Consider the following 13506-nt stretch of genomic DNA (forward strand, 5'->3'; position numbering starts at 1 on the left):
TGGCCATTTTTTGAACAGGATGCTCAGAACCCCGTGAATTAAGGCATTCAAGCCATCCCATTGGCTTTTTGAGGTTCAAAATGCCACTCTGAGATAAACCCGTAACTCATTGATTAAACAGTGCGTTAGAAAGATGTGTATAACGATATGCCGATCAGGTGGCCAGTATCAGTGTGCCATTACATTACCTTTTTTTTATCGTGGTGAAATCTGTTAACCTGAGCAGCATTACTTTCTATTATTTAGCTTAGGATGTTTCCCAAGCTAAATGAAATCGTATAAACCTATCAATATTTAATCATTAATATCTTTTGCATATCATTGTTATTTTATAATTCGCCCTGGTGTTTCATACTGCCGGTCTCAGGAGGAGTTTCATGGCATCATTAACAAAAAAACAAACCGCACAGCTTTCAGAGATGGGTCATGACGAGCTACTCAATATAATTCATGACCTGATACAGGATAATAAGCAGGCCAGGAACACTCTGGTTAATGGGTATCTGTTATCGGCAGCGGAGGTACTCAAAGCCGTCGAGAAGGAATATGCCAGACGTGCCAAAAGCAAACGCTTTTATGATTACTATGATGCCGATGCCTTTTTTGACGAGCTGACCCGCAGTATAGCGACCCCCCTTGTGGGTATCGCCCACGCGCTCCCCGAGCAGGCGGAAAGTCTGAGCGTAAAAATGATGCTTGAGTTCGAAAAATTCACCGGGAACGTGGACACCTCCAGCGGAAGCTGGATGGGCTACTACACCATTTTGTTGGATGCGTGGATGAAATCACTGGGAGCGCAAAAAAACAACGATCCTGCATTCATTGCTAAAAAAATATTCACCGTTGTTGAAAGAGAATTCTATTTTGGGATTGAAATATTTAAAAAATACCGCACTTTACTCGGTACGGATATTTTACGTATAATTCGTGACATGTATTATCAAAAAAAACTCCACCGGGAAGCTTTGGGTTTCAGCATGATAATAAAAGACCTGGATTTTCTGACGATGGCGTTTAAAAACGATGAGTTTTGCCATTTCACCCATTATTTTGATTATGCCAGATTACTTATGGAAGAACTGCGGTCCGATGATGCACTCGCAGTATTAAAAAGTCAGCGGAATGACGATGAGGATATCACCGATAATATCACATGGAATGAACTATTCATTCAGGCCCTGATTGACGAAGGGAGAAAAGAAGAGGCCAAAGCCCACTGTATTACAGCATTCACTTTTCAAGGTGATACCCGTTTTTATCATCTGTACACAAAAGCTGCTGAAAAAGATGTCGATCACAGCCTGGCATTCCTGGAAATAGCAAAAGATACAGGATTGGCGCCATATGTCTGTTTTGCATCAGACATTGAACGGTATGACTTAATCGACGCCTGCATTATGGGCACGCTAAAAAACAACCTTGCCGACTCGCTGGCTTATATCACCCATTCATATTTACGGACATTATCCAGTACCCTGTATAAACACGGCTATGCGCATACGGCGACCATTTTGCGTCGTTTTTTGGTGGAGGACAACATTCAGCAATCAAAAAGCAAGTATTACAGCTATGCCGCCTCAGACATGAAAAAAGCCGTCGATTACGGCGAAGGTCTGGAATATTGCCCTCAGCTTCCGCAAACAGAGGACTACCTCAGAACCCTCTACGAACAACATAAACGTAAAACCGCACTCTGGCCGCTGATGACAGATAAAATCAAAGGATTATCCGTAGGAAAGGACGGCCTACGCTACAGCGGAGATGCCTCATGACATCACAGGAACTGTATGACCACGCGGTGTCACTGCTTGCAAGACGGGATTACGCATCCGGTGAGTTGACACGGGCTCTGAGTAAGATTACGGAAAACAGAGAGAATATTGACAAGGCGTTGTCGAGGCTGGTTGAGTGTGGTTATCTGGATGATCACCGCCTGATAACGCACCTGATTGATAAACATGTTCGAAAAAAACATGGCCCGGCCAGAATCAAACAGGAGATCAGGCAAAAAGGTTTTTCTCAGGAGTTGGTCGAGCAGCTGCTGGAGAAAGTCGATGTGGACTGGTATGCCATGGCAAGGGAGCTGAAAGTCAGTAAATTTGGTGATGAGGTGGTATCAGAAGCCAAAGAAAAAAACAAACAGATTCGCTACCTCCAGTACAAGGGGTTTTCGATGGACATTATATTTGAGGCGTTAAGCTGATCATGGTTGTCAGAGCCCTGTAGTGGCACACTGTAGTGGCACACTGATACTGGCCACCTGATCGGAGGTGATATGCTCACCTCATCAACACGACAGGTGACCTCATGGGTAAACATTTTACGGCGGAATTTAAGCTCGAAGCCGCAAAGCTGGTTGTCGACCACGGCTACACATACGTTAAGGCCGCAGAGGCGGTTAATGTCAGCCATTCTGCCATTAGTCGCTGGGTCAATAAGCTTCGCCTTGAACGACAGGGAAAAACGCCAACGGGACTTCCTCTTACCCCTGAACAGCTCGAGCTGCGTGAGATGAAGAAAAAAGTCCAATGCCTTGAAATGGAGAACGAAATCCTAAAAAAGGCTACGGCGCTCTTAATGTCGGACTCACTCAACGGTTCACGGTAGTCGACAGGCTGAGGGCGCGATACCCGGTCACGGCGTTGTGCCAAACTTTTGAGGTACATCGCAGCAGCTACAGGCACTGGCAGGCTTCCGCTAATGAACCCGACGGTGAGCGCGTGGTTAAGTGTAGCCGCGTCATGGAAGCCTGGAACGCCAGCGGCGGCTCTGCCGGCGCTCGAAGTATCGCGACCATCGTCACCGGCAGCTCCGGTGTCAAAATGGGGCGCTGGCTGGCTGGCAAGCTGATGAAGGAGCTGGGTATCGCCAGCTGCCAGCGACCGGCTCACAAATACAAACGCGGCGGCAATGAACACGTTGAAATACCGAACTATCTCAACCGCCAGTTCGCGGTTACCGCGCCGGATCAGGTCTGGTGCGGCGATGTGACCTACATCTGGACGGGCAAATGCTGGGCTTACCTTGCGGTGGTGCTAGAGCTGTTCGCCCGCAAACCGGTGGGCTGGGCCATGTCGACGTCGCCGGACTCGGCGCTGACAGTTAAAGCGTTGCAGATGGCCTGGGAACTCCGGGGACAACCAACAGGAGTCATGTTCCACAGCGACCAGGGCAGCCACTATACCAGCCGTCAATACCGGCAAGCCCGGTGGCGCTGCCGGATAAAGCAGAGTATGAGTCGGCGGGGTAACTGCTGGGATAATGCGCCAATGGAGCGGTTCTTCCGCAGCCTGAAGACAGAATGGGTGCCGACAAAGGGTTACAACAGCTTCAGCGAAGCCCAGGACGCGATTATCCGCTACATCACGGGGTATTACAGCGCTATCCGGCCTCACTGGTATAACGGCGGCTTAACTCCAAACGAATCTGAGCGACTGTTCTACATACAGTCTAATGCGGTGGCCAATATTAGTTGACCACTACAGTGACTGAACAAGGTTCGCCGCTTCATGGAAACCGTCAGCCCGTTTCCCAGTGGAAAACATGGATAGGCAAAAGTGTAGCGGTATTAGGAACAGCTATTTAGTTCTTAGGAGGATATTCTGAAGGGAGAATTGAGACCATTAAATTTCAATTTAAACAACGGATTATCTCCTTAACGTGGTTTTTTACATCATTGATTGTCAAACCCCCAAGACGATCAATAGGATGAGTTCAATAGTAAATAACTATCAATTATTAATTATCTATCGGTTTATGCGATTTTATTTAACCTAGGAAAAATACTAAGGTAACCTAATAAAAATTAATGCTATTCAGGTTAACTGGCTTAATCATGATGAATTATTAAAGCCATTTTTTATGGCTACACCGAAAAAATTAGTTAGCGAGTTAACAGTATTTCATGAATAAAATACTCATTTTAAAAATCAGTCAAAACTAACACTACTTGATGTTCATACTTAAAGTCACCTCGTTATACACAAGTCCGCAACGCCTTATATGCCAAGGGTTAGCGGGCTGAAATAGGCAGCCGGTGGGGTTGTAAATGAAGTGAAACCGACGTGTACTATCGCCATTTACGGCGCTGAAAAATGACACGGGATTCAGATGGCTGGGCACACCAAGAACTGGAAGGGGTAAATCTTGGTGACACGAGGCTCAATAAGCGTGCCAAAGGGCTTTTGATACGGCTGGCTGAGAATCCGCAAGCCAGCATTCCGCATGCGTGCCTCGGATGGTCTGAGACGCTGGGTGCTTACCGCTTCATGGAGAACCAAGCATTCGAATGGCGAGACATTCTGCAACCTCACTGGCAGCGTACGCAGGAAAGGATCCGAGAACACGAGGTTGTGCTGTGTATCCAAGACACTACCGAGCTTGACTTCAACGGGCAGCAAATCCAAGGCTTGGGTCCCTTGAACTACGAAGCCAGGCGTGGTCTGTACCTGCATCCGACCTACGCGGTCAGTCCGGATCGCGTGGGGTTGGGCGTACTGGATGCGTGGATGTGGGCAAGAGAGCCGAAGGATGCAGACGGAAAACGCGATGGGCTCAAGGAGAGTACGCGCTGGCTCGAGGGATACGAGCGAGTTGCTGAACTCGCCTCGGAGTTGCCAAACACACGTCTGGTGTACTTAGCCGATCGCGAAGCGGATATCAAGGCGTTGATGCAGCTCGCTGATGACCTTGGCACTCAGGCTGACTGTTTGATCCGCTCGACTCATAATCGCAGTCTGGACTGTAATGAGAAGCTTTGGCAGAAGGTTGGAAAGACCGTGCCGGTGGGAGAAATCCAATTCGTTATGGCGGCTCGCGCGGGGCAGAAGGCGCGTACGGTGAAACAGGCGCTGCGCGTGAAGCGAGTGTCGCTGCGTTGCGGGTTGGCAGTGACTTGTGTGATAGCCAAGGAAATTGAGCCGCCAGCAGGCGTGAAGCCGGTCGAGTGGCGGTTGCTGAGCAATCGCGTACCTGAAGGACGAGAAGATATCGTGGAGCTGATCGACTGGTATCGGGCTAGATGGGAAATCGAGATGTTCTTCAATGTGCTGAAGAACGGCTGCTGTGTCGAAGCGTTACAGTTATCGACCGTGGATCGCATTGAGCGGGCATTGGCGCTGTTCATGATCGTGGCATGGCGCATCGCCTATTTAATGCGTATGGGACGAACCTGTCCAGAGCTGGACGCAATGTTGTTCTTTGATTCCGACGAGACTCATGGCGCTTACCTACTGATGAACAAGCGTATGCCCAAGGGCCGCCCTAAGCTAAACGAAGTATTGCGCTTAGTTGCGCAACTGGGAGGCTTTCTTGCTCGAAAAGGCGACGGTGAACCAGGCGCAAAAACTATCAGGAAAGGCTTGCAGAAAGTCATGACGGCCGCCGAAACGCTACGCGCGCTCAGGCACGAACAGAGATGTGTATAACTAGGTGACTTAAAGTCAGCGCGTTCAGTAACGTCAAACATCAGTTGCCATCAATAAAGGAATTATCTTTCTGAACAAAGGTGAGTAAATGAAAAAAAAAGACCTAGTTATATTCATGGCGCTTTGCGCGCTTCATTACTGTGCTTCAGCAAGTGCTGAAGTGGTTATCTATCCGATTGAAGTCGGTGTGGGTAATAAAGGCGCATCACAAATTCAGGTGCTTTCCAGAAGCGATAAAGTGTCTTTCGTCAGGGTAACGGAAAAAAAAATTATTAATCCCGGCACTCCTCTGGAGAAAGAAATTCCCGTTGATATGACGTCGGATGGTGCACTTGTTATTACACCTCAGAAACTGGCCGTCAGCCCCGGAGGCCAGCGACTTGTTCGACTGGTGGCAGTGAATCTGCCGGAAAAGGAAACCACCTGGCGGGTTTACTTCGAAAGGGTTACTGAGAACGAATTTAATCGCGTGACGGATCCTGCTCCTAAAAGCAAGGCCACAGCTCAGGTAGGCATCAGCATTATCTGGGGGGCTCTGGTTCATGTCGCACCAAGAAATCCGTTGGCCAGCCTGAAAATAGACGGCAAAACCGGGATGATCATTAATGACGGCTCTTTACGAATCCCGCTGACAGAGATCGGGGAGTGTACGTCTGCGGTAGACTGTACCTGGCACAAGGAAGGAGCAACAATTTATCCGGATACGAAAGTGAAAATTAAGTCGTTCAGTTATCACCCGGGCACACTTTACAAGGCGCGATTCAATAACTGGCTAAATAGTAAAAATGAAGAGATTTCACTGCCTGTTATCCAAGGGATTTAAGGCGTCCCCACTAGGGGATTTAAAGCGTCCCCACTAGGGGATTTAAAGCGTCCCCACTAGGGGATTTAAAGCGTCCCCACTAGGGGATTTAAGGCGTCCCCACTAGGGGATTTAACATAATGGTAATTAAAAAGGTTACATTGTGAAAACTAAATTGAAAGTTCTTTTATGTGCAGTCGGTCTGGCAGGCGCATTCGCAGCACAGGCATACCAGACCAATATCACGGTAAATGCCAATGTTGATCCGACAATAGGATTGACCCTGAGTGACGGAACGACTGTGCCTTCTTCGGTGAACATGAGTTATACACCAGGACTCGGTATGAACGGGTACAAGGCAAACCTGAAACTGTGGTCGAACGCAGAGACTGATATGAACGTTTATCTGAGCACCGATCCACAAATGACCGACGCCAACGGTGATAACCCGATTCCACTGACAGTCGGCCTGAATGGCACTGCTCTGACCACTGCCGCCCCAGCCACTGCTCCCAAAGCATTTCAGTACAGCACATTGTTCCCGAACGGGATAACTAATGGGTCTATTGCGCTGCCTCTTGCCATCAAGCAGAAAAATCCTTCACAAACGGTGGTAGCCGGACAATACAGCGGGGTGGTAACTCTCGTTGTGACCCAGGCAACCACGAAAGATGGAAGTGCTATCTCTGGCAGCTGATTTATATTTTTCACCGGAAGCGGTTAGCCGCTTCCATTCCCCAAGGGCAGGTTTATGCTCAATCGTAAAAAAACACTCAGCGTAATTATTGCCACGCTGGTGTGCGCCTACTCTCAGGCAGCGTCGAACCTGCAGATACCTCCTGGTTTCGAGGAACTGGCAAAAGGCCAGCTTATCTGGCTGGACGTTTCCCTGTACGGAGAGTCGCTGGGTTTGTACCAGGCAGATGTGGACCTCGAAAAAGTGCGTTTTTTACATCCTGACAAACTTATCAGGGCCGTCACAGAGCGTTATGGCAATACGCCGAACCTGAAATCCCTTCTTGAAACTGGTTTTTCGCAACCTCTTGCACGAAACAGCAATTTGTCATGCAGCACCGGAGGGAACCGCCCCGGATGTGACTATATCAATACAAAGAGTGTTGCGATCATCTATGACGAAAATAATACCCGGGCGAGCCTGTTTCTTGCCATCCAGTTTATACCTGAAAAAAAAGGGGACGACATTTATTTTAGTAATGCCCATGATAGCCACAACGGCTTTATTCATCAGCAGAACCTGAACTTTGTGGCTGACCGTAATTACCAGTCGGTCTCGGTACAGGGGAATGGTACGCTGGGACTGACCGAAAATGGTTATGCCAGCGTGGACTGGACCTACATTGGCCAGCGATATCGCTCGGACAGCAATACACAGCTGGACGTGAACAATACCTACGTCCGTCAGGATATGTGGAAAAAAATCTATCTTCAGGCCGGCCAGATGGACTCCCGTGACATTTTCAGCAGTTCGGGAGGAAGCCTGAACCTCAGCCAGCTGCCGATTGGGAAAATCCGCGGCGTGCGCATCGGATCCACTCGGGCCTGGGTGAACCAGAATAAAGTTGTACGGGGTACCCCCGTGACGGTGTTTCTCTCACGTGAATCGCGCGTCGACGCATACCGGGATAACCGGCTGTTGCAGTCATTCTACCTCGGCGCGGGTGCACAGCAGCTTGATACCCGGGGTTTCCCTTCCGGCAGTTACACCGTCACACTACAGATTTATGAAGATAACCAGCTGGTTCGCACCCAGACGGTTCCCTATTCAAGTATCGGCGCCGCTCCTGACCGCACCTTCCAGTGGTTCCTGCAGGCCGGAAAACTCGTCGACAACAGCCACGTGAAAACAAATGATAACCACCAGGTTTTAGTGGGAGGTGTGCGCATTCCGATCACGGAAAGTCTTGCCCTGACCGCAGGCGCCACGGTGCTCAACACCGTAAGCTATCAGGAAGGGGCGCTGGACTGGAGCCACGGTTTTGACAGTGGGCCTGTGCTTGATGGCGTAATGTCGGTGCGCACCAGCTATCTGCACGGCAGTGACGGTTCCGCCGGCAATAACCAGCAGGTCAGTTACAACGACGGCTTCTCGCTCAGCTATTATCGCTCTGCCATGAGCTCCCCGGACTGCAACACGCAGGGGGAAAAACTCTACAGCTACAGCGGCTGTTATAAAAGCAGCAACATCATACTCTCCGTACCGGTGCAGGGCTGGTACGCCACGCTTGGCTATTCGACCAGCCAGAATGAAGGTCGCTACGTCTACCGCAGCCAGTTGCCCGAATATGACCGTGAGCACAATGCCGGTGCACCCTGGGATCAGATGTACACGACCCGCTCCCGCAGCCGTGAATGGCAGACGGGGCTCAATAAAAGTTTTACGTGGAACGGTCTTAATATCAATGCAAGCCTGAATGCCTTCATGCGCCATGACAACAGCTATGCGGGTACGGACAAGGGCGGTTACGTCACAGTCAGTCTGTACAGGACGGGCCGTTCAGGACCCGATGACCCGGGCAGCAGCAGCTCACTCAGTTCAACCTGGAGGAACAGCCACCCCAACGGTGATGAACTGGGTTACAGCGGCAGTTACAGCCGCTACCTGGATAACTCCGGTGACAATCAACTGGGGGGAGCTGTGAGTGGAGTCAATACCCGCACCGTCAGCGCCCAGGCATTCGGGCTCTATGGCGGTCAGTACGGGCGCAGTTCGCTCACCCTGAGCGATGCCTGGGACAGGCAGTACGGACAGCACACATTCAGTACCAGCGGCAACTACAGTTCATCTCTCGTGATTGATCGTAACGGCTTCTACTGGGGACGCTGGGGTGACGGCATGCCTTCATCCGCCGTGACCGTCGGCGTGGACGCCTGGGATGACGACAAAACCTCCCGCGTTAATGTCTCCGTGGATAACGGTGGCCGGGCTGATATCAGGGGTAACAGCCGTGGGCTGTTTACGGTGCCGGGCTACCAGCAGTCCACGGTCAGCGTCAGTGAATCAACAGACATCTCACAGGGTATCAGCAGTGAGATCAGCCGGGGAGCCGGCTCCCGTACTCTGTTTATGATGCCCGGGAAGGTGTTTAACCGGGACATCAGCATCAGCACGCGTTACACCTGGCTCGGGAAGATGACCGACGCTGCAGACCACCCGCTTGAGGATGCCATTCCACTTAACGTGATGACGTGGAGCCCGCTGGGCAGTGGCGGCTTCTCACTGGAAACCAGTCATCCACTGAAGGCTCTTTATGTCATGCGCGGAGATGAATACCTGCAGTGCCCTGTCCGGGTTAAATCGGTGAGGGATGTGGTTCGCTGGGTGGGAACGGTCCGCTGTGAGAGCATCCCGCTTGCCCGTCTGCCGGAGACTGAAAGGCAGCAGGCAGAACTGATGACCGCCGGTCTGAGAAAGGCTGGCGACGATAAGACAGCAATGAATTACGAGTAACCGTTCATTCATTGTTAAAAAAACAGCACGCAGTAATGTCAGATTTTACTCTTTTACTTTTCCTGAAGGCGTCTTTTTCATGAGCGTTAAATCACAATTACACTGCCGTAAACCGTGCTCTTTCAGTAAGATGACGGGACTGATTCTCACTACTGCAGCGGCTGTTCTGCTCGGAGGATGTGCGCAGACAATTGCCCCACAGCGTGCAGCTTCTGTTAATACAGAGAAGCTGCCAGCTTCTGCGACTGGTGTGGTAAACGAAACACAGACTTTTCAGTCAGCCATGCTGAACCGCTGCAGTAAGGAACTGGAAGCACTGAAGCAGATTAATCCGGAGGAATACCACCGCCGTAAGGCTGCCTTCACCCGGCTGATGACAGTCGCCAGTCAGTATGCCTCCGTGCGCAATGATGTTAACGCTGGCACGCAGGGGGCCGTTGACTCCCTGTACCAGTACCGCTCAGCGATAATGTGTGCCGATATCTCTCACACCCTGCTGACGGCATTGTCCGACAAGGGTGGAGTCTTTAAATGATGGTTCGTTTACCTGCCCTCAGGCTGAGTGTTACAGCACTGGTCATCAGCCTGCTTCTGCCGGCGAGGTACACCCGGGCGGAAGATACACCGCCTTTGTTCCGGTTTGCACCTCAGTGGTTGAAAGAGAACGCGTCTCCTCAGGCGTCTCAGCATCACTCTGCTCCGTCGTCCCCTGTGCAGGTGAAAGCGGTGACGTGTACTGCTCCCGAAGAAGAGCAGCAGGGCCTGAAAAAACTATTGTCTGCCGAGCAGGAAAAGGTGAAAAACCTCCGGACACTGATCAAAGTCAAAAATGCACGTGAGCAACAATGTGAAGCTGTCTCACAGGAGAGGGATACTCTCAGACTGGCCTTGAGTGAACTGCAGGCGAAAGAACAGAATGCGGCCAGGGGAGTGTCTGCTACCCCTCATCCTGACACCACGACTTTAGTCCCGACGCTGAAATCCCTGCAGGATGAGAATTCCTCCCTGACTATCAGGGAAAAGGCGGCATCTGCGGCACGGGAGGAGGCCCTAAAACAGACCGCCAGGCTGGCTGATGAGCTGGCCGCTGCCAGGAGCGAGACTGCTCGTCTGCTGCTTGAGAATAAAGCGCTGGTGATACAGGATGATGTAAAGAGTGCCCGGCTGGTCTCTCTCGGGAAATTTATGGAGGATAACCAGCGGCTGAAGTCAGCGCTGGACGGCATGAGTGCTTCAGAAGCCCGGTTCCGTAAAGAGGCTGAATCACTTCGCCGTCAGCTGGCAGACAGAGCGATGTCTGATAATACCCTCAATCCGCACTCCGCGGGCGCATCTGTCAGCTCAGCCTCTTCAGGTGCCAGTGTGCCGGAAGCCGGTAAAACCCCCTCCACTTCTCAGACCGCACAGGTATCCGGCAATCCTGAAAAAGTTCGTGCACCGGATAACCTCGCGGATGACGGACTGAACGGCGATTATGCTGCAGGTGTCGCTTTCGGACGCGAGGCTCTGTCCGCCATCCGGATGAATGCCCTGCTCGGGATCCCCGTGAGCCGCCCGAGCCTGGCTGGCGGTTTTACCGATGCCCTGTCAGAGCAGATCAGGTATCCCGAAAGCGCGCTGCAGGAGGCATTAAAGACCCGGAGTCGTGAAGTGCTGCTCGCACGTGACAGAACAATCAGTGCCCAGAAAACCTCGGGCGAAAAGGCACTGCGCGCGTTTCGTCTCCAGTCGGGCGTTGTCAGGGACAAAATGGGTTACTGGTACCGGACGGACGCGCCGGGTGACGCCCCCCTGTCTGCGGATGGCGCCATTCATGTCACCGTGAGGGAAAGGCTTGCTGACGGAACCGTTATTGATGCCGGCAGCCGGGTGTCTCAGCAGATAAGGGATTTCCCCCCGCTGTTCCGCAGCGTTATCGCACGGCTGAAGCTGCATGGTTCGGCGACATTTCTTGTCCCCCCCTCACTGGCTTATGGTGATGACGGCTTCCCTCCACGTATTCCGCCCGGAGCCACCATGCTGTACACGCTCACCATCAACGCTCAGGATACGGCCGGTGTTAATGCGACAGACAGTGCTGCCCGCAGGGCAGGCAGTCGCTATCTGGAGGCGTTCATGCGTGAGCCGGGGGTGAAAAAGTCATCTTCAGGATTCTGGTATCAGATCCGGGATAAGGGGGATGGCCGCACCATACACAGCACCGATACGGTAAGCAGCGTGATGCGGGAAAGCCTGAGCAGCGGAAAGGTCATCAGCGACATGGTGGCGGACAAAAAAATGTTCAAGATGCCGCTTGACCGCTATCCCGAAATGTTCAGGGAAGCGATTTCCCTTCTGGGTCGCCACGGTGCTATCAGGGTGGTTGCACCGCCGGAACTGGCCTACGGCGATAGTGACACACCTGCCGGCGTCCCTCCGGGTTCAACCATGGTATATGACATCCGCGTGCTGGACGTAACGGGTGATAAAACTGATAAGCGTACGGACAAATAAGGAAACGCATGAAAACACTGCTGGTATCAGAAGTGTAGTGGTCAACTAATATTGGCCACCGCATTAGACTGTATGTAGAACAGTCGCTCAGATTCGTTTGGAGTTAAGCCGCCGTTATACCAGTGAGGCCGGATAGCGCTGTAATACCCCGTGATGTAGTGGATAATCGCGTCCTGGGCTTCGCTGAAGCTGTTGTAACCCTTTGTCGGCACCCATTCTGTCTTCAGGCTGCGGAAGAACCGCTCCATTGGCGCATTATCCCAGCAGTTACCCCGCCGACTCATACTCTGCTTTATCCGGCAGCGCCACAGGGCTTGCCGGTATTGACGGCTGGTATAGTGGCTGCCCTGGTCGCTGTGGAACATGACTCCTGTTGGTTGTCCCCGGAGTTCCCAGACCATCTGCAACGCTTTAACTGTCAGCGCCGAGTCCGGCGACGTCGACATGGCCCAGCCCACCGGTTTGCGGGCGAACAGATCTAGCACCACCGCAAGGTAAGCCCAGCATTTGCCCGTCCAGATGTAGGTCACATCGCCGCACCAGACCTGATCCGGCGCGGTAACCGCGAACTGGCGGTTGAGATAGTTCGGTATTTCAACGAGTTCATTGCCGCCGCGTTTGTATTTGTGAGCCGGTCGCTGGCAGCTGGCGATACCCAGCTCCTTCATCAGCTTGCCAGCCAGCCAGCGCCCCATTTTGACACCGGAGCTGCCGGTGACGATGGTCGCGATACTTCGAGCGCCAGCAGAGCCGCCGCTGGCGTTCCAGGCTTCCATGACGCGACTACACTTAACCACGCGCTCACCGTCGGGTTCATTAGCGGAAGCCTGCCAGTGCCTGTAGCTGCTGCGATGTACCTCAAAAGTTTGGCACAACGCCGTGACCGGGTATCGCGCCCTCAGCCTGTCGACTACCGTGAACCGTTGAGTGAGTCCGACATTAAGAGCGCCGTAGCCTTTTTTAGGATTTCGTTCTCCATTTCAAGGCATTGGACTTTTTTCTTCATCTCACGCAGCTCGAGCTGTTCAGGGGTAAGAGGAAGTCCCGTTGGCGTTTTTCCCTGTCGTTCAAGGCGAAGCTTATTGACCCAGCGACTAATGGCAGAATGGCTGACATTAACCGCCTCTGCGGCCTTAACGTATGTGTAGCCGTGGTCGACAACCAGCTTTGCGGCTTCGAGCTTAAATTCCGCCGTAAAATGTTTACCCATGAGGTCACCTGTCGTGTTGATGAGGTGAGCATATCACCTCCGCTCAGGTGGCCAGTATCAGTGTGCCACTACAGGTTGGGGTACCGGTGATGGTCACCTTACTGCC

Annotated in this window: 10 protein-coding genes; 9 read left to right on the forward strand and 1 reads right to left on the reverse strand. The window is 52.0% G+C overall.

Annotated elements, in window-relative coordinates:
• Nucleotides 1-344 precede the first annotated feature (344 nt).
• The 9 genes from ACWWJF_RS01490 to ACWWJF_RS01530 all read left to right on the forward strand — a co-directional run bounded on the left by ACWWJF_RS01490 (nt 345) and on the right by ACWWJF_RS01530 (nt 12190).
• Complete coding sequence (locus ACWWJF_RS01490) at nt 345-1772, forward strand: DUF6880 family protein (protein WP_455868516.1); 1428 nt, start codon at nt 345-347, stop codon at nt 1770-1772.
• Entirely contained in the window at nt 1769-2203 is a 435-nt protein-coding gene (locus ACWWJF_RS01495) for a regulatory protein RecX (protein ID WP_455868517.1), read from the forward strand. The genes ACWWJF_RS01490 and ACWWJF_RS01495 overlap by 4 nt, the downstream gene beginning before the upstream one ends.
• Nucleotides 2204-2307: 104 nt before the next feature.
• Nucleotides 2308-3476, forward strand: a protein-coding gene (locus ACWWJF_RS01500) for an IS3 family transposase (RefSeq protein ID WP_455868476.1) whose coding sequence is annotated in 2 segments (ribosomal slippage) — nt 2308-2563 and nt 2563-3476 — 1170 coding nt in all. Because the reading frame shifts where the segments join, the coding sequence is not laid out codon by codon here.
• Nucleotides 3477-4094: 618 nt separating this feature from the next.
• Nucleotides 4095-5426: an IS4 family transposase gene (locus ACWWJF_RS01505; RefSeq protein ID WP_455868518.1), complete on the forward strand. Its 1332-nt coding sequence runs from the start codon at nt 4095-4097 to the stop codon at nt 5424-5426.
• A gap of 88 nt (nt 5427-5514) precedes the next feature.
• A complete protein-coding gene (locus ACWWJF_RS01510) occupies nt 5515-6249 on the forward strand; it encodes a hypothetical protein (RefSeq protein ID WP_455868519.1) in 735 nt (244 codons plus the stop codon).
• A gap of 154 nt (nt 6250-6403) precedes the next feature.
• Entirely contained in the window at nt 6404-6925 is a 522-nt protein-coding gene (locus ACWWJF_RS01515; RefSeq protein ID WP_455868520.1) for a CS1 type fimbrial major subunit, read from the forward strand.
• A gap of 54 nt (nt 6926-6979) precedes the next feature.
• The gene (locus ACWWJF_RS01520) at nt 6980-9697 is read left to right on the forward strand and encodes a TcfC E-set like domain-containing protein (RefSeq protein WP_455868521.1); all 2718 of its coding nucleotides are present in this window, start codon (nt 6980-6982) and stop codon (nt 9695-9697) included.
• Between the two features lie 79 nt (nt 9698-9776).
• Nucleotides 9777-10232: a hypothetical protein gene (locus tag ACWWJF_RS01525; protein ID WP_455868522.1), complete on the forward strand. Its 456-nt coding sequence runs from the start codon at nt 9777-9779 to the stop codon at nt 10230-10232.
• Nucleotides 10229-12190: an FKBP-type peptidyl-prolyl cis-trans isomerase gene (locus tag ACWWJF_RS01530; RefSeq protein ID WP_455868523.1), complete on the forward strand. Its 1962-nt coding sequence runs from the start codon at nt 10229-10231 to the stop codon at nt 12188-12190. The genes ACWWJF_RS01525 and ACWWJF_RS01530 overlap by 4 nt, the downstream gene beginning before the upstream one ends.
• 41 nt (nt 12191-12231) lie before the next feature.
• On the opposite strand, the gene ACWWJF_RS01535 is transcribed toward ACWWJF_RS01530, so the two are convergent.
• A protein-coding gene (locus ACWWJF_RS01535) for an IS3 family transposase (RefSeq protein WP_455868524.1) occupies nt 12232-13400 on the reverse strand; the annotation gives its coding sequence in 2 pieces (ribosomal slippage) (nt 12232-13145 and nt 13145-13400; 1170 coding nt in all).
• Nucleotides 13401-13506: the final 106 nt, after the last annotated feature.

The sequence above is a fragment of the Symbiopectobacterium sp. Eva_TO genome (genome assembly GCF_053848865.1).

Excerpts from the sequence above, each read along its gene's own strand:
- ACWWJF_RS01505 (WP_455868518.1), top strand. The coding sequence starts at position 4,095 with ATGACACGGGATTCAGATGGCTGGGCACACCAAGAACTGGAAGGGGTA.
- ACWWJF_RS01495 (WP_455868517.1), top strand. The coding sequence starts at position 1,769 with ATGACATCACAGGAACTGTATGACCACGCGGTGTCACTGCTTGCAAGA.
- ACWWJF_RS01525 (WP_455868522.1), top strand. The coding sequence starts at position 9,777 with ATGAGCGTTAAATCACAATTACACTGCCGTAAACCGTGCTCTTTCAGT.
- ACWWJF_RS01530 (WP_455868523.1), top strand. The coding sequence starts at position 10,229 with ATGATGGTTCGTTTACCTGCCCTCAGGCTGAGTGTTACAGCACTGGTC.
- ACWWJF_RS01520 (WP_455868521.1), top strand. The coding sequence starts at position 6,980 with ATGCTCAATCGTAAAAAAACACTCAGCGTAATTATTGCCACGCTGGTG.
- ACWWJF_RS01510 (WP_455868519.1), top strand. The coding sequence starts at position 5,515 with ATGAAAAAAAAAGACCTAGTTATATTCATGGCGCTTTGCGCGCTTCAT.